Raw genomic sequence first — 23,211 nt, 5'->3', positions numbered from 1 at the left:
TCTCAACAATATATAACCTCTTTTACCATTTTCAATCTTTTATAGTATTTATTAAATAATTATTTCAAGTTCTCTGGATTAAGCGCTTCTAGTTCTGGCAAAACAAAGATTCCATCTTTGCGAATCAATACATCATCAAAGTAAATTTCTCCGCCACCGTATTCTGGACGTTGAATAAATACTAGATCCCAGTGAATCGAAGAACGATTGCCGTTATCTGTTTCTTCATACGCTTGTCCTGGTGTGAAGTGGAAACTACCTGCAATTTTTTCATCAAATAGAATATCGTTCATCGGATGCAAAATATGCGGATGGAATCCGATAGCAAATTCTCCGATATGACGAGCGCCATCATCTGAATCCAAAATGCTGTTTAATTTTTCAGTATCATTACTTGTTGCTTCAACAATTTTACCATTTTCAAAACGGAAGGTGATGCCTTCAAAAGTAGTGCCGTTATATACAGTTGGTGTATTGTAGCTGATAACGCCGTTAACAGAATCACGAACAGGCGCGCTAAATACTTCACCATCTGGAATATTACGTTGACCGGAACATTTTTTGGCACCGATATCTTTGATAGAGAATTGCAAATCTGTATTTTTGCCGACCAAGCGAACTTTGTCTGTACGGATCATTAATTGCTCTAATGCATCTTGAGCTTTGTCCATTTTAGCGTAATCTAGATTACATACGTCAAAATAGAAGTCTTCAAATGCTTCTGTGCTCATTCCTGCCAATTGCGCCATGCTTGCATTTGGATAACGAAGAACAACCCATTTCGTATGTTTAACACGTTGCTCGCTATGAACAGCATGTTGATAAATACTGTTGTACAATTTTTGTTTGTCATCAGGAACATCGGATAGATCGTTGATATTCTCGCCTGCACGAATACCGATATACCCTTGCATTTGTTTCATACGCTCTAGATCCAGTGCAGCCCATGTTTTCATACTTGATTCTGTCGCATTCATCAACATAGCACGTTGAACTTTACGATCCGTCAATTGAACAAACACATTACCGCCTCGTTCGCCAATCGCATGAATTACTGCATTTAACAGATCACGTTCATTACCGATCATTTCGACCAACACATTTTCCCCTGGTTGTACATCGATTGAATATTCAACCAAATTTTTGGCTAGTACTTTCACTCTAGGATCTTGCATCACATATCTTCCCCTCATAAGTAGTTTTTTAAATATTTTTTTGAACAACGGTTAATTATTCAAAAAACATTGTATCATGATGTTAACTTTCTTGTCTTTACCTGTCGTTACAAAATAAAAAAAGTAGCTCTAGCATCTATATCGCTTATCGATAATGATCCATAGAACTACTCCATATGTTATTCTCTCGGGCTCTCATCGGTACATACTTGATTACGTCCGCTTTTTTTAGCTTGATAAAGCGCCATATCTGCGCGATAAAATAACGACTCTACACTAACCTTTTTGTCTTTACGATCCCATGCCGCAATGCCACAAGACACTGTCACTTTTGGATTTGTTTCTTGTTCGATTTTTTCACGAATCCGTTCAGCAATCACTTCTGTTTTCTCTGCATCAATCTGCGGGAAATAAACAGCCAGTTCTTCTCCGCCCCAGCGTGCTGCAATATCGTCTTCTCGAATAGAGGACTGAATCATATTGCTCACTTGCTTCAAAATCTCATCACCGATCTGATGACCATACGTATCGTTCACCTGTTTAAATTTATCAATATCCACCATCAATAGAGTTCCGCTATCTTCTTTACTTTGATAACTGTGAATCTTTTCATCTAGATAGCGACGTAGGTATAACCCTGTAAGCGCGTCACGGCTTGCCATACGTCTTACTTCATCATGTAGGGTTGCATTAGCTACTGCTAGTCCAATATGCGTTGTAATGACTTGTAAAAGCTTAAAATTGCCATATGAAAAATAATGACTGGTGCGATGACCTAAAAAGATCGATCCATTGACTTCCCCACCACTCATTAACGGAGACGCAATCATTGAACAAGAACCCGATGCATTCATAAATAGCGATTCTAAGCTAGGATTTTTGCAATAATCAGATAAGATCACCGGTTCTTTGGTTCGATATAGTAATCCAGTATATCCATGATCTTTGCCTACTGACTTGCCTTCCATACTTGGAACATTACCTGTTACGACTTCAAATTGCTCGGTCTCTGTATTCAGATGAAGTACAGCTACTGTTTCAGCTTTGAATACATCTAATAATTCTTTACCTGCAATATCAAAAATCTCATTCAATTGCAGACTTTGATTAAGTCTTCTTGTAATCTCATTGATCAAACGAAGATCTTCATTTAGCAACTGTGATTGTTCATATAATTTGGCATTTTCAAAAGTGCGTCCAGCCGCTTCTGCCATAATCCTCATTAGCTCTATATCTTCTTCCTCTAAAGGGGATTCAGACAATAGATGAAATACACCGTAGATTGCTTGCTTACCAATCAAAGGAATCGCTACTTCCATTCGATCAGATCCTTTAGATTTGGAATGTACTTCCATAAGCGGCTGCCCTGCTGTAAAGGCACGTACACACATATCTTCTTTTGGATTTTGCAACAATAACGGCTTTACTCTGGCATTGTTACTTTTATTATCTTGCGATACCAGCAATTCGAACTCTACCTGTGGATACATCTGATCTACGATAGCAAAAAGTTCGTTAATCAGCGCATCTACATCGAATTTATCATGCATACGTTGAATGACTTGAAACAATACAGACCGCCGCTGGGCTTCACGCTCTGCTAGTGTTTTGGAATGTAACATATCTGCTACAAATGTATACTCGAAACGACGGTAAAATAAAGTTTTATAATGTAAAACAAGCAATTTGACTTCTTCTGTAGATAATAAATCTGAGTCATCACGCAATTGAACGCACCCCATCATCGCAAACTGTTGCTGACGACGACGGGTATAAATAGGAATAATCGTATATCGATAAGCCCCTTCATCATATTCAATCAAATGTTCCTGCTTCGTAGGATGAGTTAAGGTTGCTATATCTATCTTTGGTATCAAATGATCGCTTGTCTGATCTCCGCCTATATATTTATGCATATGATTTATTAAAAACCAATGTGCATTACCTATCCGCATTTGAGAATGATTTTGTTGTTGCCAATCTTCAAGACTTTCTTGCAACAACGGTTCAATATGCGGAAAATCTTCAGGATTAATATCCAGATTTTGTAGCCAGAACGTTTCGTCAGCAGTTGATACAACCGGATAGGAGGCATGTCCTTCTTCGGTACGCCAGGCTTGCACTGGATAATTCCATTGATTGTCTGACATATAAAATGCCTCCTTTCACGAATACTAATAGGTGACTAAATTTCTTAACATTAATACACCCATTCTACAATTTTATGCTATAGTTTGCACCCCATATTTAATACAGAAATAACTCGTAGCAAATTTTACATAAACAATATTTACAAACCTATTGACGACAGATCACTGTTTCCTATATAATTTATTATTGATGAAGACTGGATAGACTTTAATTTGGGGTAACGTTGTTTCACCCTCACGCTTTTTGTTGCTAGCAAGACTGCGGCTGAACATTTTTGCTAGTAGTACGCTTCCTATCCGAGCCTACGATAAACAAAACGCGGCAACATGAATCACAGACCCAAAGCCCCGGAATGTTTATTTTCAAAATAAAACTTTAATTACGAAGGAGCTTATTATAAATGTCACGTTACACTGGTCCTAAATTTAAATTAAGTCGTCGTCTTGGTATTTCCCTAAGCGGCAATGGTAAAGATTTGAAACGTCCTTTCCCTCCAGGTCAACACGGAGCGAACCAACGTCGTAAAATGAGTAACTATGGTATGCAATTACAAGAAAAACAAAAATTGCGTCACATGTATGGTTTGGGCGAAAAACAATTCCGTACTTTGTTCTCTAAAGCACAAAAAATTCAAGGTATTGCTGGTGAAAACTTCATGTTCTTGCTAGAAAGCCGCTTGGATAACTTGGCTTACCGTATTGGTTTTGCTAACAGCCGCGCTGGAGCACGTCAATTGGTATCCCATGGTCATATCACTGTTAACGGTAAAAAAGTAGATATCGCTTCTTACTCCGTAAAACCAGGTGATGTTATTGGTCTTCGTGAAAGAAGCCGTAGCTTGTCTTCTGTTAAAGAAGCTATCGAAAACCGTTCACACTTGCCTGCTTACATCGAGTACAACGAAAACGCTGTTGAAGGTAAATATATCCGTTTGCCAGAGCGTTCTGAATTGTCTCAAGAAATCGACGAAAAACAAATCGTTGAGTTCTACAACCGTTAAGATTTAAATTCCAAGCTGTCAGAGAATTCTCTGGCAGCTTTTTTATTTGCTTGTTGATTGATATAGCAATCATTACTCTACACCAACTACAACAGATGACTATAGAAAAAAACCGCCAGCATATTGCAGACGGTTTTTTGGTCTATCTTATTCTTTTTGATCTATACCACGATTAATGAAGTGAACATATTATCAAGTACGGAATTTAGAAATCAATTCATTCAAAGCATCCGATACAGCATCTAAAGATTGTGCAGAAGCTTGTAACTTCTGTAACGATTGTGATTGCTGTGTAGAACGCTCGGTTGCACTTGCTGCACGGACTGCCGATGATTTGGCAATATCCGCCAGGTTGTTCAAGGATGCTGTGACTTCTTCTGCACCGGCTGACATTTGTTCAGAAGCAGATGATACTTCTTGAATCTCGCCAGCTACACTTTCAATATCTCCACTAATCGAAGCAAACATGTGCTTCGTATCTTCTAACATATTGATGCCCTCGGTAACCTGGGTTGAACCATCTTTCATTCCATTTACGACCGCAGACGTTTCAGATTGCATAGAAACGATCTGCTCAGTAATCAATCTAGCCGAATCTCCAACGTTATTGGCTAGATTACTGATCTCAGACGCCACTACAGCGAATCCACGACCCGCTTCTCCTGCGCGTGCTGCTTCGATAGAAGCATTCAGAGCAAGCAATGTAGTCTGCTTATTAATCGCTTGAATCATATCAATAATACTACTGATCTGTTGAGAACGTTCGTTTAGTGAAGCTGCCATGCGTCCAGCTTCATCCATCACTACTTTAGCTCTATCAATTTGTTGAACTGCTTTGTTAAGATGTTGATTACCTTGCTCTGCTTTTTGCTCTATAATAACAGTCGCTTCTGATACTTCTTGTACTGATTCTGCGATCCGTTGTACACCGATCGCCATTTCTTCCATTGCTACCGTACTTTCGTCAGCAGCTTTTAATTGTAATTCAGCGCCACTTTCCATTTGTTGCAACTCTTTCACATTATAACCTGCATCTGTAGCAGCCATTGTTGAATCTTGAGCAATCTCTGTAGCTGCGCTTTGAATCATCGTTGATTGTTGATTCAGATGATTCATAATACCACTGGTCGAATCTAACACTTTATTAAATTCATTAGCCATCTGTCCAAATTCATCAGCTCGTTGATTCAATAATCGTGCAGAATAATCGCCTACAGCCATTTTGCGACTAACTTCAACTACTTTACGTGTTTCTCGAATCATCCCTATATTATTCCACAAAATCGCGGCACTTATAACGATGATACCGATTGCGCCTACAATAATTAGAATATGTAGCAGTTCTTGAGTAGGCTGTTGAATTTCAGAATCAGGTAGAACGACAGCAATTTTCCAACCTGTTTCTTGCACAGTCATATAGAAAATCGTATTTAATTCACCTTGAATATTTAATACAGTACGACCGGTTTGATTTTTATTGATTAGATTAGCTACTGCATCCATACCGTCTATTTTTTCATCTTTGAGAGGCGTATCAGCTACAATCTCAGGTCTACCACTAGCAAGGACTTCACCTTTACCACTGATCAATATCGCGCGACCGGCTGTACCTATTTTAAGGTTATTTACATAATCTTTAATATTATTCATACTAATATCTGCCAAAGCTACCCCTAGCACCTGGCCATCATTATTACGAATCGTTTTACCTGCTGTAATCATTTTGATTTTACTAACTGAATCAGTAAATGGCTCGGTATAATAAATTTTATCAAAATTATTAAGCGTGCCGGTATAGTAAGGTTGTGTTAAATAATCATAAGCTGGATCATCATATTCTGTAGTCGTTGTAATTTTGTCGCCATCTCGAATTGCATAAGCAGAACGGTATTTTACACCTTGCTCATATTGATTTTCTGCAAAGAAAACACCTACTCCATACGTAAATGGACTTAACATTTGCCAGCGTTCAGTGAGTTTAAAATAATCTGCTATATCTAGATTATTACCTAATTCTCCAGTAGCTGCTGCAAGTGATGATACAATCATTGAATTTTGTTTTAATTGACTGTTTAAATTTTCATTTAATCCTGTTAATGTTGTTGCCGCATTTGTGTTAATTTCAGTGTTAAGCTTCTGCTTGGCAAACTGATACGATAGTGCACTAATGAGTACAAGAGCAATAATAACAATCGGAAGTAATGTCAATAATGTACGTGCCTGGATACTTTTAAACTTGAATCTACGCAATGTAATTACCTATCCTCTCTTTATCTATAATAAAACCCACATTCTACTTATATCGACAAATTGATACATAATATTAATAGTTTCACATTGAGATATTTGACAAACAACTGACTATTTTTTGAATATTAGTTTCCTTATCAGCAATCTACACAAAAAAACCTTTAGCATTACCGAAGTAATACTAAAGGTTGCAATGTATTTCTAGTGAAGTTGTATAAATATCTATTACGCTTTTTTAATTTTGGCAAATTTACGTTTACCTACTTGTACGATATCTCCATCGGACAATTCGATACTTGCATTGACATCATCATATTTTTGTTCGTTGATTTTGAGAGCACCTTGTTGAATACTACGTCTAGCTTCACTGGTAGATGTTGCAAATCCTAAAGTCATAACCAATTTAATCAGACCGATCTGCCCGTTTTCTAACAGGCTTTCGTCCACTACTACTTCTTGAATATCGTCCGGTAATGCACGTTGCTGGAATACAGTCACAAAATGATTTTTGGCGGCTACTCCTGCTTCTTCATTATGGAACATACGTACATAATGTTGTGCCAGATTCATTTTGGCATCGCGTGGATGAACAGAACCGTCTGCAAGCCCTGCTTTGAGTGCAGCCAGATCTTCATTTGAAATATCTGTTGTTAACTCGTAGTACTTGAGCATTAATTCATCAGGCACACTCATCGATTTACCGAAAATTTCATTCGGCTCTTCGTCAATCCCAATGTAGTTACCCAGACTTTTACTCATTTTCTGAACGCCATCTAATCCTTCGATAATCGGTAAAGTAATCGCTACTTGAGAGGCTTTACCGTATTCTTTTTGCAATGTACGTCCCATTAACAAGTTAAACTTCTGGTCAGTACCCCCAATCTCAATATCACTTTCAAGAGCTACCGAATCCATCCCTTGCATTAACGGGTAGAAAAATTCGTGAATACTGATAGGCTGACCGCCCTGGTAACGCTTTGTAAAATCATCACGTTCTAGCATACGAGCTACTGTGACTTTCGCTGCTAGATTGACTACATCAGCAAAATTCATCGGACTTAACCATTCCGAGTTAAAGTATACTTTCATTTTGCTAGGATCAAGAATCTTGGTGATCTGCTCTTTGTATGTCTCTGCATTATGCTTAACCTGTTCTTCGGTTAATTGCTTACGTGTCTCTGATTTACCTGTAGGATCACCGATACGTCCTGTAAAATCACCAATAATTAATTGAACCTGATGTCCTAATTCTTGAAATTGACGAAGCTTTTGCAAAACAACGGTATGACCAATATGGATATCAGGTGCAGACGGATCAAGACCTAATTTGACTGTTAATGGCTTGCCTGTTGCTACAGACTTGATTACTTTTTGACGCAAAGCATCTTCAGGAATAATCTCTGCTGTTCCTCGTTCGATTACACTTAATTGCTTTTCCACTTCTGCTTGTTGTGCCGGTGTTAGTTCTTCCCATTTCATTATCTATTCGCTCCCTATTTCATTATGATACGGATCACTTCCGCTAGAGTGCCTGCCTTGAAAATGAGCATCAAAAAAGACCTACCCATCCCCATAAAGGGACGAGCAGGCCTCGCGTTACCACCCTAATTAGAAGACTGATCCTATATCTGATATGTATAACATCATAAGATATATTCAGCTTCTCACTTCATTATATATAACGGAATCTTCATTCCGGCTTGATATTATCAATAGAACTATTAATATCAAACGACTCCAGACCTGTAATTCAAAGGAAGTCCGCTTGCCGATTTGCACCAACCATCGGTTCTCTGAGAACGGTAATCTCCACTTCTACTGGGTGTCTTTCTTCGTCTTTGTGTTATGTAATTGTAGATTGCTTGAACGTATCACTTTTATAACATACCTTTTACAAACAAGTCAATGCTTGTTCACATCCGACTTTGTGCCCATCCCGGTTTTATCGTTCAGAAGAAACTGATTATAGCGTAATTTTTATGATATAATAGTGGCTGGTAAAAGGGGGAAGTTACATGGCTGAAAAGAAGGACAAGCGTCCAACAAATAAGTCCGCTAGCAAGCACTCTGGGTTCCGCAAATTACTCACTATCTTCAAATGGGTAGTTATTGCTGGTTTTGCCATTTGCCTGTTTGGTGGAGGTCTTTTGATGGGCTACGTTTCTTCGATTGTAAAAGACGAACCTGTGCGTTCGCGTGAAGAAATAGTCAAAAAAATTAACGAAAATGCAGTGACCGGTTTTGCTTATTTTAATGACGGTTCCCCGATTGGACAACTTCGTACAGAAGAAGATCGTCGATTGGTGACTTATGAACAGATTCCTCAACCTGTCATCGACGCCATTATTTCCATAGAAGATAATCATTTTTATGAACATAAAGGTGTAGATATGAATGGTACGCTGCGTGCTGTCAAACAGCGTGTACTGAATGAATCCGTCCAAACCGGAGGCAGTACACTTACACAGCAATTGTCGAGACGAGTCTTTTTGAACTTGGATAAAACAGATGATCGCAAAATCAAAGAAATGTTGCTTTCTCTTCGTATCGAACGCTTTATGACCAAAAATGAAATTTTGACGGCTTACTTGAACAAAATGCCTTTTGGTAAAGGTTCAAGTGGATATAATATTTTTGGAATCAAAGCAGCAGCCAAAGGGATTTTTGCTGTAAACGATCTAAGTAAAATCAATATTGCTGAAGCCGCTTATATTGCAGGGCTACCTCAATTACCAACAGCTTATTCTGCTTTTGACAGTAGCGGTAAATTTAATGAAAAAGGATTTAAACGTGCTGTCGGCAGGCAACAACTGGTTCTTGAACGGATGAAAGAATTAGGCAAAATTACAGCCAGTGAATACAATGAAGCAATCAATTTTGATCTTAAAGGTGCACTTGCCAAACCAACAGCTAAAGCGTACTCTCAATATCCTTATCTTATGATGGAGATTGAACGACAAGGCGCACAAACGATTGTAAAAATGGAAAATCCAGATTTGGATATGTCTACTTTATCTTCAGAAGAACGCAATCAACTGTATGAAGATGCTCGTCAGAAATTGCTAACTGGTGGTTATCGTGTCTATACCACGATTAACAAAACGGTCTATAACACGATGCACGAAGTAGCAGAAGATAGCAGCAACTTCTCACCTGATAGCAATACCAAAGGCAAAGAACAAACAGCCGCTATGATGATTAATCATAAGACTGGCGCTATTCTAGGAATGATCGAAGGTCGTAGCTTCCAAGAAGAACAAATGAACTATGCTACCCAGATGACACGTCAGCCGGGTTCTACGATGAAGCCGATCGCTGCTTATCTACCTGCTCTGGATGCCGGTCTGGTACAACCAGCAAGTATTCTGGATGATGCACCGATTATTTTGAAAGACGGAGGCAAAGGTTATCATATCCCTGCCAATGCAAATGGACGTTATCAAGGTCTAGTGACTGCTCGTACTGCTCTGGATGAATCTTTAAATGTACCTGCACTCAAACTATTTAATCAAAAAGTAGGTATTGATAAAGCATGGACATTTGCCAAAAAACTAGGTATTACTACGATTCAAGATACGGATTACTCTGCACAAACCGGAGTATTAGGCGGTCTTAAATACGGAGTGACTGTCGAAGAATTAACGAATGCGTATGGTTCTATTCCCAATCAGGGAATATTCAATGATGCTTATATGATTGATAAAATTGTCGATCCTTATAACAAAATTGTGTATAAGCACAAAGCTGATCCACAACGAGTCTTTTCCAAACAAACCGCTTATCTGATGACCGATATGCTTCGTACTGTTATTACTGATTCGCGTGGTACAGGTAGAACGATGCAGACGTTATTTAATAAATATGGCAAAATACCGATCGTAGGTAAAACGGGTTCAACTCAGAACTATGCAGATGTATGGTTTATGGGCTTTACGCCGGATGTAACGCTGGGAGTATGGGCAGGATATCGTGAACCTGTTAATACCCTATCAGAAGATGGGAAAAAACGCGCTCGTACGTTATGGGCAACGATTATGAACAAAGTGACCGATAGTGATCCTGAATTGTTCAAAACAGACGCATTTACCAAACCAGACGGAATTGTAACGCAAACCGTCTCTGGATTCAGTGGTAAATTACCTACGTCTGCGACAAGACAATCCGGTAATCTTGTCACCGATATTTTCAATGCTAAATATGTACCTAAAGACTTTGATGATGGTGTAGCTTACGCGAAATATATTACGTACAATGGTGTGAATTATATTCCACAAGATGGTACACCGGACGATATGGTGAATCAACGTACCGTAGTGAAACGCGAAATGCCTATCTCTGAATTGATTAAAGATTTACAGCATGCTCTTGCTAATATGTCAGGCCCTAAATACGCGCTATGGCGTTATTTACCGGAAGATGCAGGCGCAGATGCTCCAACACGCATCGATCCAAGACAAGATGATGGTGGCTCACCTAATCCGCCTAGCAATGTACGCTTATCCACTAGCGGTAGTGATGCTCGTATTACATTTAACTCTGGAGGATCTGGTGATGTCGTCGGTTATCGTCTATACCGTTCATCCGGTGATGGATCTTATCAATATCAAAAATCAGCACAATTAGGCAGTAGTCAATTCAATTCGTTTGTTTCTGCGAATGGTAATTTCTCTTTCTATGTGACTGCTGTTGATGTGGGCGGACATGAATCCAGTCCAAGTAATACTGTTGATTATAGTGCAGCACCTGTACCAGTAGAAGAGCCAGATGAAGGCACTTTATTACCGGATGGAACGACTGAAGAACCTGCAACTGATGGCACAACTCCAGCCGAAGGAGAGTCTACTGAACCTGCTGCGGCTACCGAAGAAGCGGCTCCTGCTAAAGCAAAAGTAGCTCCTTCTGCTCCTTCTTCTCTGGGTGCTAAAGGTGCAGGCAAAAGTGCAGTCGTGATCTCTTGGAGTGCTCCTTCTCAAGCAACTAACTACAATGTATACTTTAGTAAAACAAGTGGTGGGCCTTATAATCTAGCTGGATCAACACCGGATACCAAGTTCCAGTATAATTCTAGCCGTAAAATAGACGGTTGGTTTTATGTAGTGGCGGTCAATGAAAGTGGTTCTTCACCACCTTCATCACCAATACAATATAAAGGGAAATAAAGTGAATATGGATTGACTTAACAGCGAGTACCGATTTGATATGAATCGGCACTCGCTGTTTTCTTTATTTCTTGATTACAACTAATGATAGATGCTCTTCAAATGGTTTCTTTTAAACAGGTATAGTCTAAAGATATAACGAAAAAAGCATCTTCTCCTTAAAGGAAAAGACGCTTTTGATGATTTCTACTATATAATATTAGTTCAATTGATTGACAGACAAACGTAGAATCGTTTCGTGTGGCAAAATAACACGTGTATTTTCGACGTTTTCTTTTTTCATCAATTTTGTTAATAGACGCATAGCTACAGCACCCAGATCATACATTGGTTGTGCTACTGTAGTTAGCTGCGGACGTACCATAGAAGCAAGGCGAATATTATCTACAGAAATAATAGAGAAATCGTCCGGTACTTTCAAGCCTTCGTCTTGAATACTGTGAATAGCACCAATAGCCATTTCATCAGTTGCTGCAAAAATAGCAGTTGGACGTTTTTTGAGACCGATAAAATATTTCATCGCTTCAACGCCAGATTCATAACGATAGTTACCGATACGCACCCAGTCTTCTTTGTATTCAATATTTGCAGCTTCTAGTGCTTTTTTGTATCCTTGGAAACGGGAATATCCATTTGCAGGATCTTGTAATGTACCACTGATCATCGCAATCTCGCGGTGTCCATGACGAATCAATGTATTAACAGCATCAAAAGCTGCTGCTTCATGATCGATATCTACTGATGGAATCAATCCATTTTCATCACGAGTTGCACATAACACGATAGGTACAGCTGAAGATTGGAAAGCTTGTAGATGATCTTCTGTTACTGTTCCGCCCATAAATAACAGACCATCTACTTGCTTTTCTAACAATGTGTTAACAACACGAATTTCTTTTTCTTTTTTCTTATCAGCATTACAAAGAATAATATTGTAATGATACATATTCGCAATATCTTCAATACCGCGGGCAATTTCTGCAAAAATAGAGTTTGAAATATCAGGAATAACAACGCCTACAGTAGTCGTCTTTTTACTCGCGAGTCCACGTGCTACTGCGTTAGGACGATATCCTAAACGTTCTATTGCCTCATAAACTTTTTTGCGTGTTTGTGGTTTGACATTCGGGTTATTATTCACTACACGAGATACTGTAGCCATAGATACTCCAGCTTCGCGTGCTACATCATAAATGGTTACTGTCACGGTCCTTCTCTCCATTACCAATAAATTTTCTTCATGTTTTCAAGAATTTGCTTCGTTTTTCATTTAGATTCATGATACGCTAAAACAGTATGACTTGCAATCATTGTTATGATGTTAAGATAACGCTTCACGTAGTGAACTTACGGTAATCTTAGAGTGTGAAGTGTTCCAGACAGGTTCACCATTTTTCACTAAAATCACTTGTGGTGATTCATGCTTAACTTGCAAATGCTCCGCTACTGCATTCGATACATCACGATTTTCCACTACATAAACCAAACCGTAATCGACATCTTCACTTGGATTGTTTTCCAAATACGATTTAAATTCACTATAAGCGCCAGCGCTAATCGGACAACGAGTACTATGTTTAAAAACAAGCAGTGGTTTTTGTGTTGTATGATTCAAAGCTTCTTGTAACTGATCGGTTGTAGTCATCTGAGTTACACTTGCCATTATGCACACATCCCCTTTTGCTATTAATTAATGTAAGAACGTTTTCATGAATAACTATCATAAGTATCTTAACAAATAACAGTGTAAAAATCCATTTTTTTGTCATTGTTACCGTTTTTTTAGCCGAATTTACGTGAATGTAATTTTCATAATGTTTTCTTTTTTATGATTATGCGTCTTTTTTGGTCATCATGATGTATTTTGATCCTTATCGTTTATTTTGATACAATGAACCTCAATCAAAAGGATTGATAGATTTAGATCAATCGCACTTATAACATATAACTCTGAAAGGGATGATAATATGAGATTAGCAGGTAAAAAGGTTATTGCTTTAGTCGATGAAGAATTTGAAGATTTGGAACTATGGGTTCCTGTTTATCGAGTACGCGAAGAAGGTGCTGAAGTTCATTTAGCCGGCGCTGATCGTGGTAAAAAATATATTGGTAAATACGGAGTGCCTGCTGAAGCTGAATATAGCTTTGACGAATTAGACAGTGCGGACTACGATGGGATTTTGGTTCCTGGAGGTTGGGCTCCAGATAAATTACGTCGGTATCCTAAAGTATTGGAATTAGTACGCGAAATGCATGAAGCTCGCAAGCCGATCGGTCAAATCTGTCATGCCGGTTGGGTACTAATCTCCGCAGGTATTTTGCAAGGAGTGACTGTGACTTCTACGCCGGGTATTCGCGATGACATGGAAAATGCAGGTGCTACATGGAAAGATGAAGCGGTTGTTGTAGATGGTCATATTATTTCTGCTCGTCGTCCACCCGATCTTCCTCCATACGGCAAAGCATTTTGTGATGCATTAGCAGCAAAGTCTTGAATCGATGATTTCTTTTCTACTTACACTCAAGCGTTTACTAAGCGGGCTATGGAGAGCTTTTAAGCTGAAAAACTTTCAAGCATTATTTGTGTTAGTCTTGCTTGTACTATTATCTGGTACGATTTTTTATGTTAAAGAAGAAGGACTTTCGATTGTCGATGCACTGTACTTTTGTGTAACTACGCTCAGTACAGTCGGACATCCTAGCTTTGAACCTCAGACCACTCTTGGAAAATGGTTTACGATGGTTTATATCATGGTTGGAGTAGGGTTGTTTTTAAGTATGGTCGGTTATATTGCTTATGCACTGATCCAACAACCCAAAGATCAAGATGACGCTGACGATCATACAAGCAAATTGAATAATAAATAAGTACATTTTCAACAATACTCTACTCTACATCCAAACCAAAAAAGGCAACCTTTAACGGTATGCCTTTTTTGGTTTATATTTTTTTATTTGTTCGGTACTTATTTATGAAGTCGAAGAAGCAAAAGAAGCATCTGAATCTGTTAAGGTATTCATATATTGTTGAATACCTTCTTCGATTGCTTGAGACGTTTTTAATTTCATCCACGATAATGCTTGACTAGATGCTTGCTTGGAATCAGTATTCAGGATACTTTGCTTAACGCGCAACAATGATTGTGGTGACATACTAAGATGATCAACACCCATGTGTAACCAAAATGGAATCGAGCGCTCATCGCCAGCCATTTCTCCACATACACTTACCGGAATACCTTCGGCATGAGCCGCTTGAATCGTACTGCGCAACATTCGCAACACAGCCGGATGATAAGGATTATACATATGAGCTATATGTTCATTCATACGGTCAACAGCCAGTACATACTGCACCAGATCATTTGTCCCGATACTGAAAAAGTCACATTCTTCGGCAAGTAAATCTGCTATCGCTACCGCCGCTGGAATTTCGATCATAATACCGACTTGAATCTCACGATTGTAAGGAAGCCCTCGTTGATCTAATTCATCCATCGCTTCATGCAAAATAGTATTCGCTTGTTGAACCTCTTCTACGGAAGAGATCATCGGATACATAATTTTGACTGCTCCATAAGCACTGGCACGCAATATCGCAAGCAACTGCGTTTTGAACAATTCGGTATGTTCCAGACAAATGCGAATCGCTCGATAACCTAGAAATGGATTTTCTTCTTCAGGTAAAGGGAAATAATCCAGCTCTTTATCTCCGCCAATATCAAGTGTACGGATAACAACTGCTTGTCCTTTGGCTTTTTCTGCTACTAAGCGATACACTTCAAATTGCTCACGCTCACTTGGAAAAGAGTTACGATCCATATACATAAATTCTGTACGGAACAAGCCTACACCTTTAGCTCCATTTTTCAAAGCAATATCCAATTCTTTAATCGAACTAATATTCGCTGAGAGGCGCATAGGGATGCCGTCTTTAGTAATAGAGTCGACTGTAGATAACATTTCAAGCTGACGTTTACGGCGATCCTGAGCGGTTCTAATCCGCTTATAATGTTCAATCGTTTGTTGATCAGGATGAACAATAATTTTACCATTATCTCCATCGACAATAATCATTTCACCGGTCTGAATCGGTGGGTCTAATTGACTTTCTAATCCAGAGACAAGCGGAATACCTATCGCTCTTGCCATAATTGCCGAATGAGACGTTTTTCCGCCTAGAATAGTAGCAATACCCAGTACATTATGTGGATTCAAATGTACCAATTGCGATGGCGATAACTCTTTAGCCACCAAAATATAAGGTTGTGTATCTGTAGGCAAAGTTACTTCTGGTGCACCTAGCAAATGTTTAAGTAGACGGTTACCAACATCTTTAATATCAGCAGCCCGTTCTTTCATATATTCATCATCCAGTAGATCAAACATCGTTACAAAATGGTTAATCGCTTCTTGTACAGCCACTTCTGCCGCTTTGTATTGACGTTCGATAATACCGCGAATCTCATTCATAAATTCAGGGTCTTCCAAAATAGCTAAATGAGCATCAAAAATACTGGATTCTTCAGGACCTGCGATTTCCTCGAATTCATTTTTCATCAGCTCAATCTCGGTTTTGGATGTACGAATGCCTTCATATAAGCGCTCAAATTCTTGCGCAAGGTCTGTAGGGTCAAGACATTGATCCGGTACATCCCATTCCCATGTTGGCAAAACAAAAGCTTTTCCTATCGCTACTCCACCAGCAGCTGCGATTCCTTTGATCATGTTTAGTCCCCCCCACCGCTCTTATCATGCAATACTACCGACATTACCGCCCCTTGTCCTTTTTTTACATTTTTAAAAGGAGCATAACTCCATGATCTAACACGATCAGGGTTAGTAATAACCATCGGTGTTGCAAGTGACGGTGCGTTTTTTTGCAATGTTTCCAAATCAAACTTAATCAATAATTGTCCGGCTTCTACTACATCGCCAGCAGCTACAACCGCTTCAAAGCAGCCTTTTTGCTGAGAGGTATCGATACCGATATGAAGCAATATTTCGACACCTTCTGATGTGCCGATACCGATCGCATGCATCGTAGGATACAAATGCATAATCGTTCCTGCTACAGGCGAGACCAGTTCACCACTTTCAGGTAAAAAGGCAACACCTTCACCAACTAGCTTACCTGCAAAAATCTGATCGGGTACTTCAGATAGTGCTATCATTTTACCTTGTACAGGAGCGCAAAATTGAACATGTGTCAGATCGCGATCCATTAACTTCCGAATCTCTTCCCGAATCAATTCTGAATATGTTCCAAAAACGATCTGTACATTACCGCCACCTAATTTGATCAATCCTGCTGAACCAAGTGACTTTAACGCGCGGCTATCTATAGCACGATCATTAACGACCGTTAATCGCAATCTTGTAATACAAGCTTCTACTCGTACAATATTTTCTTTACCACCTAATGCTTGTAAAATCAGTGGTGTCTGATACGGAATATTTCCAACCCAATCGCCTAATGTAGAAGCTTCTTCACGACCTGGTGTCGGAATTCGGAATCGACGAATCGCAAAGCGGAAAATAAAGTAATACGCTAGTCCGTAGGCAATCCCAATTGGAATAAGCATCCATGCATTACTCGATAAATGATAATTCAGCACATAGTCGATTGCTCCTGCTGAATACGAAAAGCCATGATGAATATCTAACGCATACGTAATCCACATTGCCAGTCCAGACAACACAATATGAATACCGAATAACCAAGGAGAAGCAAATAAAAAAGCAAACTCAATCTGCTCGGATACACCTGTTAAAAAGCAGACTAGAGCAGCGCGCATAAATGTTTTGCGTACTTTAGGTTTCAAGTCTTCGCGTGCTTCTTGAATAATCGCTAATGCTGTTGCTGGCAAAGCAAACATCATAACCGGATATAATCCCGCCATATAAATACCTGCGGTCGGATCACCACTAAAAAAGCGTGGCAAATCGCCTTGTACAATATCTCCATGCGTTTCATATGAACCAATCTGGAACCACACAATATTATTCAATAAGTGGTGCAGTCCAAACGCAGACAAAATACGATATAACGCTCCATATAAAAAGAGTCCAAATCCGCCCATGGTCGACAATACCCATGTCAGTCCATTGAGTAAATGCTGTAATACAGGAGCAAACCATAACATCCCATAAGCAAATACAGAAGAGAATAACCCCATAAACAGCAAAACAAAACGCGATCCGCCAAAAAATTGGATCGCTTCGGGAAGACGTACATTTTTGAATCGCCTGTACACTGCCCCGGCTATAATACCCATCATAATTCCAATCAATGTAGAAGGTTGTATCAAATCACTGCTAAAGTGCTTGGTCACCTGATCATATAATGCCATTCCGGCAAAAGCGGCAAGCCCTGCGGTTCCTGCTTGATTAGCAAGCCCTAACGCAACGCCTATCGCGAAAATAAACGGTAAATAATGAAAAATACTTTGACCTGCTATTGTAGCTACCTCAGAGACGACAGGTAAGCCCCATGCTCCCCACGGAAGTCCTCCCACACTAAGCAAAATAGCCGCTGCCGGAAGTACCATGGTAGGAAGCATAATAGCTCTTCCGAACTGTTGCAGGGAACCTAGCCAATTCAACGCGCCCTCCCCCTTCCTATACCTGATGGTACGCTGTAGGCCATGTTTTGTCAAAGCGACTCTATATGATAAGAATGTCATGATTTCCTCATTTTCATATATAACATACACCTATTTGTTCATCTATTCTATACCTATTGTCCAAAACATAATAAAAAGACAAAAAAATATAGAAAAGCCTGCTCAACTATCCTACAGACTTTTCTATATTTTTATGAATGATCTACCCCATAGAGGATATTATCCATTACACATTTCCTATAATTACACTCTGACAGGACGCACAATAGCTTCTTCTACTTTAATACAGCGATCCATAATCATATCGATACCATGCTCTTCTGCTATTTGTGCTGCTTCCTGATTGACTACACCTAATTGTAACCAGATCGTTTTGGCACCTACATCTACTGCTTCTTTGGCGATATCTGCGCAATATTCACTACGACGGAACACATTAACCATATCGATCGGTTCAGGGACATCTTGCAGACTAGCATAGCATGTCTCGCCTAGAATCTTCTGACCTGCTGCTTGCGGATTCACAGGAATAATGCGATATCCTCGATTTTGCATCGCTGCGGATACCATATACGAAGTACGATCCATTTTGTCAGAAAGTCCTACAACTGCAATATTGCCTACGTTTTCCAAAATCGTTTTGATTTCTTCTCTTGAAGGATTAGTAAAAGCCATTTTGATCTTCCTCCTTGATCTGTATTTGATAATGAAAATGTATCAAGTTGTGCATGATACTTCTATTAACCTTGTACCCATTCTATATTAGCCCCAAGCGCTTGAATATGATCAAAGTACTGTGGATAGGACTTCGCTACATGATGAGCATCACGAATCACAATCGGTTGCTTCGCACGCAGACCTACAATAGACAGAGCCATAATGACGCGATGATCATAATGAGCATCAATCGTTACTCCGCCTTCTACACCTTCAGGACGACCATGCACAATAATCTCTGCTTGACGTTCTTCTACATTCGCTCCTGCTTTGCGAAGTTCTGTCAAATAATCGGTAATCCGATCACATTCTTTATAACGCAAATTTTCTACATTATAGAAACGCGATGTTCCTTCTGCAAATACAGCCGCTGCTACCATTGCAAGTACAGCATCTGTAGCAGCATCTCCATCAAATTCTACCGCTTGCAGTTTGCCTGTTCCTTTGACATGGACAATATCATTTTCATGAGTCAAAGGCACTTGCATCATTTGCAATACATCAACTACTGCTTTTTCTCCTTGTTTACTTTCAACAGGTAAACGATGAATAATCACATCAGACTGTGTGACTGCCGCTGCCGCTAGCACAGCCGCTGATCCAGGATAGTCACCTTGTACAGTGTAAGATTGAGCTAGATATTTTTGACGACCAGGCACTTTGTAAGTCATTAGGTCTTCACTAGCTTCAATTGTAATGCCAGCTTGAGCTAATACTTCAAGTGTCTGTCCTACAACGACTTTGGATTTGAGATCATGTAAGACAGTAATTTCACTATCTTCTTCTAATAAAGGAGTCAAAAATAACAATGCACTCAAATATTGTGAACTTACGCTACCGGATACAGTAATCTTGCCACCGCGCGGCTGACCTCCACGAATCGTAATCGGTAGTCTTCCGTTCTGATGTTCTACTTCTACACCTAGTTGACCTAATGATGTAATCAAATCATCATGTGGACGTTTACCTAGTGAATCAGGATATGTATTCACAAACGTCACTTCAGGGCATAGCGCAGCAATTGCCATCAAAAAGCGTAATACCGCTCCAGCATTTCCTACATTAAGCTCTTTTACATCTACAGGCTTACTACCAAATCCGGTAATCACTATTTTCTCATCATCTTCTTCTAAAATAGCTCCTAAATCACGAATACAACGACGCATAGCATCGCTATCTTCACTATGTGCTGGAAAATGAATTGTACTTGTTCCTTCTGCTAGAGCAGCGACTAGCAAATAGCGAGTCGTATAATTTTTAGAAGATAATGCTCCGATTTCTCCTTTAAGTTCAGGGGTAGGGGTAACAATAACATCCATGAGTTCAATCTCCTTCAAATAAAATAATAGTATTTATATCGTAATCAATAGCTTGTATGTCTAGTATTTCTTTGCAGTAAAACATTCACTTCAATTGACAGTCAAGAACACGCTTCGGTATGATAAAGAAGTTAAAAACACATTCAGAAATGAGGGTATAACATATATGTCTAATTCTACTCAGATCGACACCGATGAACTGCGCGAACGCTTAGCAGCCGGAGAAAAATTGCAATTGATTGATGTACGTGAAGATGAAGAAGTCAACCAGGGTATGATCGACGGTGCCAAACATATTCCTTTGGGTCAAATTCCTGATCGTCTGAATGAAATCGATAAAACGTTACCAACTGTTTTAATTTGTCGTAGTGGATATCGCAGTGAACGCGCTCGCGAATATTTACAACAATTAGGTTACGATCATTGCCTTAATATGTCTGGTGGTATGATTGATTGGGTTGAAAATCAATAATAGCTAGCGATCTCTTATAAAAGACTTGTTGACTTCATGTAACAAGTCTTTTACTTTCGCACCTAAACATTAAAAAGCTTGAACGCGGTAACGTGTTAAAACATGTGAAGCCACTTCATCAGGATTCAAAAGCGATGTATCCACTGTAACATGTGCAAATTGATAAGCATGCTTACGTTGTTCCATAATACTACTTACCCGTTCATACGTATCTCCTGCTAATAAAGGACGGTTATCATCTCCGCCTACTCGCTGTACAATATGATCTATATCCGCAGTCAGACATACCACAAGCCCTTTAGCAATCATCAGATCACAATTTTCAGCACGCAATACTGAACCGCCACCTGTTGATACAATCTGCCCTTTTTGCTCTAACACGCTAGTAAGTGTTTGACTTTCAAGTTCACGAAAGTACAATTCTCCTTTGGAAGCAAAAATATCCTGTACACTCATACCTTCTGATTCTGCAATTACTGCATCGATATCGACTAATGGATATTGTAATAAATCCGCTAGTAGTGTACCTACAGTTGTTTTGCCTGTACCCATCATTCCAACCAGTATAATATTGGAATGTAAATTATTTTCTGATTGATGCACTCTATCTACACCTCTTTCAACAACTATGCTATTCCCCCCATCATAGCATAGAGACAAAACATAAGACAATCATTCGTTTCTTCGATGTTATCCCTTTATAAGCAGACAAAGTAAACCTAGAAAAAGCGCACTGGCTTTTCCTATCTGCATAGGAGTTCCAGTGCGCTTTGCAATCATAATGATCTGATATTGTGTACTATTCTTGCATCCATTCGTGATGGAACGTACCTTCTTTGTCCAAACGTTTGAAAGTATGAGCACCGAAATAATCGCGTTGAGCTTGTAGCAAGTTCGCTGGCAATCTTTCTGTACGATAGCTATCAAAGTAAGCCAAAGCGCTGGAGAATCCAGGAACAGGAATACCATATTTCACAGCGATCGATACTACTTCACGCCATGCGTCTTGATATTCTTCAACTACACCTTTGAAGTAATCATCAAGCAATAGGTTTTTCAAGCCGGAATCTTTGTCGTACGCATCTTTGATGTTTTGCAAGAAACGTGAACGGATAATACAACCACCACGGAAAATCATAGCGATATTACCATATTTCAAATCCCAACCGTATTCGTCAGAAGCTGCACGCATTTGTGCGAAACCTTGAGCGTAAGATACGATTTTGGAAGCGAATAATGCTCTGCGTACTGCTTCGATAAATTCAGCTTTGTCACCTGCAAAAGCATCTGTTTTAGGTCCATTTAAAATTTTGCTAGCTGCTACACGTTCTTCTTTCATAGCAGACAAGAAACGTGCAAATACAGATTCAGTAATCATAGACAAAGGAACACCTAGATCGAGTGAACTTTGGCTTGTCCATTTACCTGTACCTTTTTGACCAGCAGAATCAAGAATCACATCAACCATAGGTTTGCCTGTTTCTTCATCGTATTTAGAGAAGATATCTGCTGTGATTTCGATCAAGTAACTATCTAGCTCGCCTTTGTTCCATTCGCTGAAAATAGATTGCAATTCTTCAGCAGATGTTCCTAGAACAGATGTAAGCAAGTTGTATGCTTCGCCAATCAACTGCATATCGCCATATTCGATACCGTTATGCACCATTTTTACATAGTGTCCAGCACCGTCTGGTCCGATATATGTACAGCAAGGGTCGCCATCGACTTTAGCCGAAATTGCTGTAAGAATAGGTTCTACTAATTTATAAGCACTTTCTTGTCCACCTGGCATAATAGCAGGCCCTTTAAGTGCGCCTTCTTCACCACCGGATACACCTGTACCGATAAAGCGGAATCCTTGAGCTTCCAAGTCTTTGCTACGACGTTGCGTATCAGGGAAGTAAGCATTACCACCATCAATAATGATGTCGCCTTCAGTTAAGAAAGGAATCAATTGTTCAATTGTAGAATCTGTTGCAGATCCTGCTTGAACCATAATTAGAATTTTGCGTGGCACTTCTAATGAATTAACAAACTCTTCAATAGAGAATGTTCCTGTTAAATTTTTACCTTTTGCTTCTTCAAGCAAATCGTTCGTTTTTTGCGGAGAACGATTGAATACAGATACTGTGAAGCCTCTGCTTTCAATATTTAAAGCTAAGTTCTTACCCATAACGGCAAGACCGATAACACCAATTTGTTGTTTAGACATTTCTGGTTCTCCATCCTTTGCTTCAATATTTTGTATTCATGATTTTGCATAAAATAAGTTGGCTCAATTCATCATTTTACAGGTTTTAATGTCATAAGGAAAGTCTCAAAACGTGATCTGACCAAAATTC

Annotated in this window: 17 protein-coding genes and 1 other annotated feature; of the genes, 5 read left to right on the top strand and 12 right to left on the bottom strand. The window is 39.3% G+C overall.

The features are described from left to right. Window positions 1-59: 59 nt before the first annotated feature. Together ACFSGI_RS06495 and ACFSGI_RS06490 are read right to left on the bottom strand one after the other, a co-directional pair. Entirely contained in the window at window positions 60-1,175 is a 1,116-nt protein-coding gene (locus ACFSGI_RS06495) for an aminopeptidase (protein ID WP_204823351.1), read from the bottom strand. A gap of 179 nt (window positions 1,176-1,354) precedes the next feature. Then, a complete protein-coding gene (locus ACFSGI_RS06490) occupies window positions 1,355-3,325 on the bottom strand; it encodes a sensor domain-containing diguanylate cyclase (protein WP_204823350.1) in 1,971 nt (656 codons plus the stop codon). A gap of 401 nt (window positions 3,326-3,726) precedes the next feature. On the opposite strand from ACFSGI_RS06490, the gene rpsD reads away from it, so the two are divergent. Then, the gene (gene rpsD / locus ACFSGI_RS06485) at window positions 3,727-4,326 is read left to right on the top strand and encodes a 30S ribosomal protein S4 (RefSeq protein WP_204823349.1); all 600 of its coding nucleotides are present in this window, start codon (window positions 3,727-3,729) and stop codon (window positions 4,324-4,326) included. 192 nt (window positions 4,327-4,518) lie between these two features. Here the strand turns inward: rpsD and ACFSGI_RS06480 are convergent, their stop codons facing one another. After that, window positions 4,519-6,576, bottom strand: coding sequence for a methyl-accepting chemotaxis protein (locus ACFSGI_RS06480; protein ID WP_204823348.1), 2,058 nt, complete (start codon window positions 6,574-6,576; stop codon window positions 4,519-4,521). Between the two features lie 225 nt (window positions 6,577-6,801). Beyond that, window positions 6,802-8,055, bottom strand: a complete 1,254-nt coding sequence (gene tyrS / locus ACFSGI_RS06475) for a tyrosine--tRNA ligase (RefSeq protein ID WP_204823347.1) — start codon at window positions 8,053-8,055, stop codon at window positions 6,802-6,804. Between the two features lie 94 nt (window positions 8,056-8,149). Further along, window positions 8,150-8,418 (bottom strand) — a binding site (T-box leader). A 173-nt stretch (window positions 8,419-8,591) separates the two neighbouring features. Here tyrS and ACFSGI_RS06470 point away from each other — a divergent pair. After that, on the top strand, window positions 8,592-11,735 hold the full coding sequence (locus tag ACFSGI_RS06470) for a transglycosylase domain-containing protein (protein ID WP_204823346.1): 3,144 nt from the start codon (window positions 8,592-8,594) through the stop codon (window positions 11,733-11,735). 199 nt (window positions 11,736-11,934) lie between these two features. On the opposite strand, the gene ccpA is transcribed toward ACFSGI_RS06470, so the two are convergent. After that, the gene (gene ccpA / locus ACFSGI_RS06465) at window positions 11,935-12,942 is read right to left on the bottom strand and encodes a catabolite control protein A (RefSeq protein ID WP_069329015.1); all 1,008 of its coding nucleotides are present in this window, start codon (window positions 12,940-12,942) and stop codon (window positions 11,935-11,937) included. A gap of 114 nt (window positions 12,943-13,056) precedes the next feature. Then, window positions 13,057-13,398, bottom strand: coding sequence for a bacillithiol system redox-active protein YtxJ (ytxJ, locus tag ACFSGI_RS06460; RefSeq protein WP_204823345.1), 342 nt, complete (start codon window positions 13,396-13,398; stop codon window positions 13,057-13,059). 304 nt (window positions 13,399-13,702) lie between these two features. Between ytxJ and ACFSGI_RS06455 the strand changes: the two genes are divergently transcribed. Both ACFSGI_RS06455 and ACFSGI_RS06450 read left to right on the top strand, forming a co-directional pair. Next, complete coding sequence (locus ACFSGI_RS06455; RefSeq protein ID WP_204823344.1) at window positions 13,703-14,230, top strand: type 1 glutamine amidotransferase domain-containing protein; 528 nt, start codon at window positions 13,703-13,705, stop codon at window positions 14,228-14,230. Between the two features lie 4 nt (window positions 14,231-14,234). Next, a complete protein-coding gene (locus ACFSGI_RS06450) occupies window positions 14,235-14,603 on the top strand; it encodes a potassium channel family protein (protein ID WP_204823343.1) in 369 nt (122 codons plus the stop codon). 102 nt (window positions 14,604-14,705) lie between these two features. Here ACFSGI_RS06450 and ptsP read toward each other — a convergent pair whose 3' ends face one another. From ptsP to aroA, 4 genes are all read right to left on the bottom strand, one after another. After that, window positions 14,706-16,463: a phosphoenolpyruvate--protein phosphotransferase gene (ptsP, locus tag ACFSGI_RS06445; RefSeq protein ID WP_204823342.1), complete on the bottom strand. Its 1,758-nt coding sequence runs from the start codon at window positions 16,461-16,463 to the stop codon at window positions 14,706-14,708. A gap of 2 nt (window positions 16,464-16,465) precedes the next feature. Next, a complete protein-coding gene (locus tag ACFSGI_RS06440) occupies window positions 16,466-18,340 on the bottom strand; it encodes a glucose PTS transporter subunit IIA (RefSeq protein ID WP_204823341.1) in 1,875 nt (624 codons plus the stop codon). Window positions 18,341-18,604: 264 nt separating this feature from the next. Next, a complete protein-coding gene (locus ACFSGI_RS06435) occupies window positions 18,605-19,036 on the bottom strand; it encodes a CoA-binding protein (protein ID WP_204823340.1) in 432 nt (143 codons plus the stop codon). A gap of 65 nt (window positions 19,037-19,101) precedes the next feature. Further along, on the bottom strand, window positions 19,102-20,397 hold the full coding sequence (gene aroA / locus ACFSGI_RS06430; RefSeq protein ID WP_204823339.1) for a 3-phosphoshikimate 1-carboxyvinyltransferase: 1,296 nt from the start codon (window positions 20,395-20,397) through the stop codon (window positions 19,102-19,104). Window positions 20,398-20,563: 166 nt separating this feature from the next. Between aroA and ACFSGI_RS06425 the strand changes: the two genes are divergently transcribed. Then, window positions 20,564-20,869, top strand: a complete 306-nt coding sequence (locus ACFSGI_RS06425; RefSeq protein WP_204823338.1) for a rhodanese-like domain-containing protein — start codon at window positions 20,564-20,566, stop codon at window positions 20,867-20,869. Window positions 20,870-20,938: 69 nt separating this feature from the next. Here ACFSGI_RS06425 and ACFSGI_RS06420 read toward each other — a convergent pair whose 3' ends face one another. Together ACFSGI_RS06420 and gndA are read right to left on the bottom strand one after the other, a co-directional pair. Further along, window positions 20,939-21,472: a shikimate kinase gene (locus ACFSGI_RS06420; protein ID WP_379282731.1), complete on the bottom strand. Its 534-nt coding sequence runs from the start codon at window positions 21,470-21,472 to the stop codon at window positions 20,939-20,941. 196 nt (window positions 21,473-21,668) lie between these two features. Continuing rightward, entirely contained in the window at window positions 21,669-23,081 is a 1,413-nt protein-coding gene (gene gndA, locus ACFSGI_RS06415; protein WP_204823337.1) for an NADP-dependent phosphogluconate dehydrogenase, read from the bottom strand. Window positions 23,082-23,211: the final 130 nt, after the last annotated feature.

Origin of the sequence: Paenibacillus nicotianae (assembly GCF_042681745.1) — a bacterium.
GTDB lineage: Bacteria > Bacillota > Bacilli > Paenibacillales > Paenibacillaceae > Saccharibacillus > Saccharibacillus nicotianae.
The sequence above is the reverse complement of the archived record's forward strand: the minus strand, read 5'-3'. Positions and strand labels throughout refer to the sequence as shown.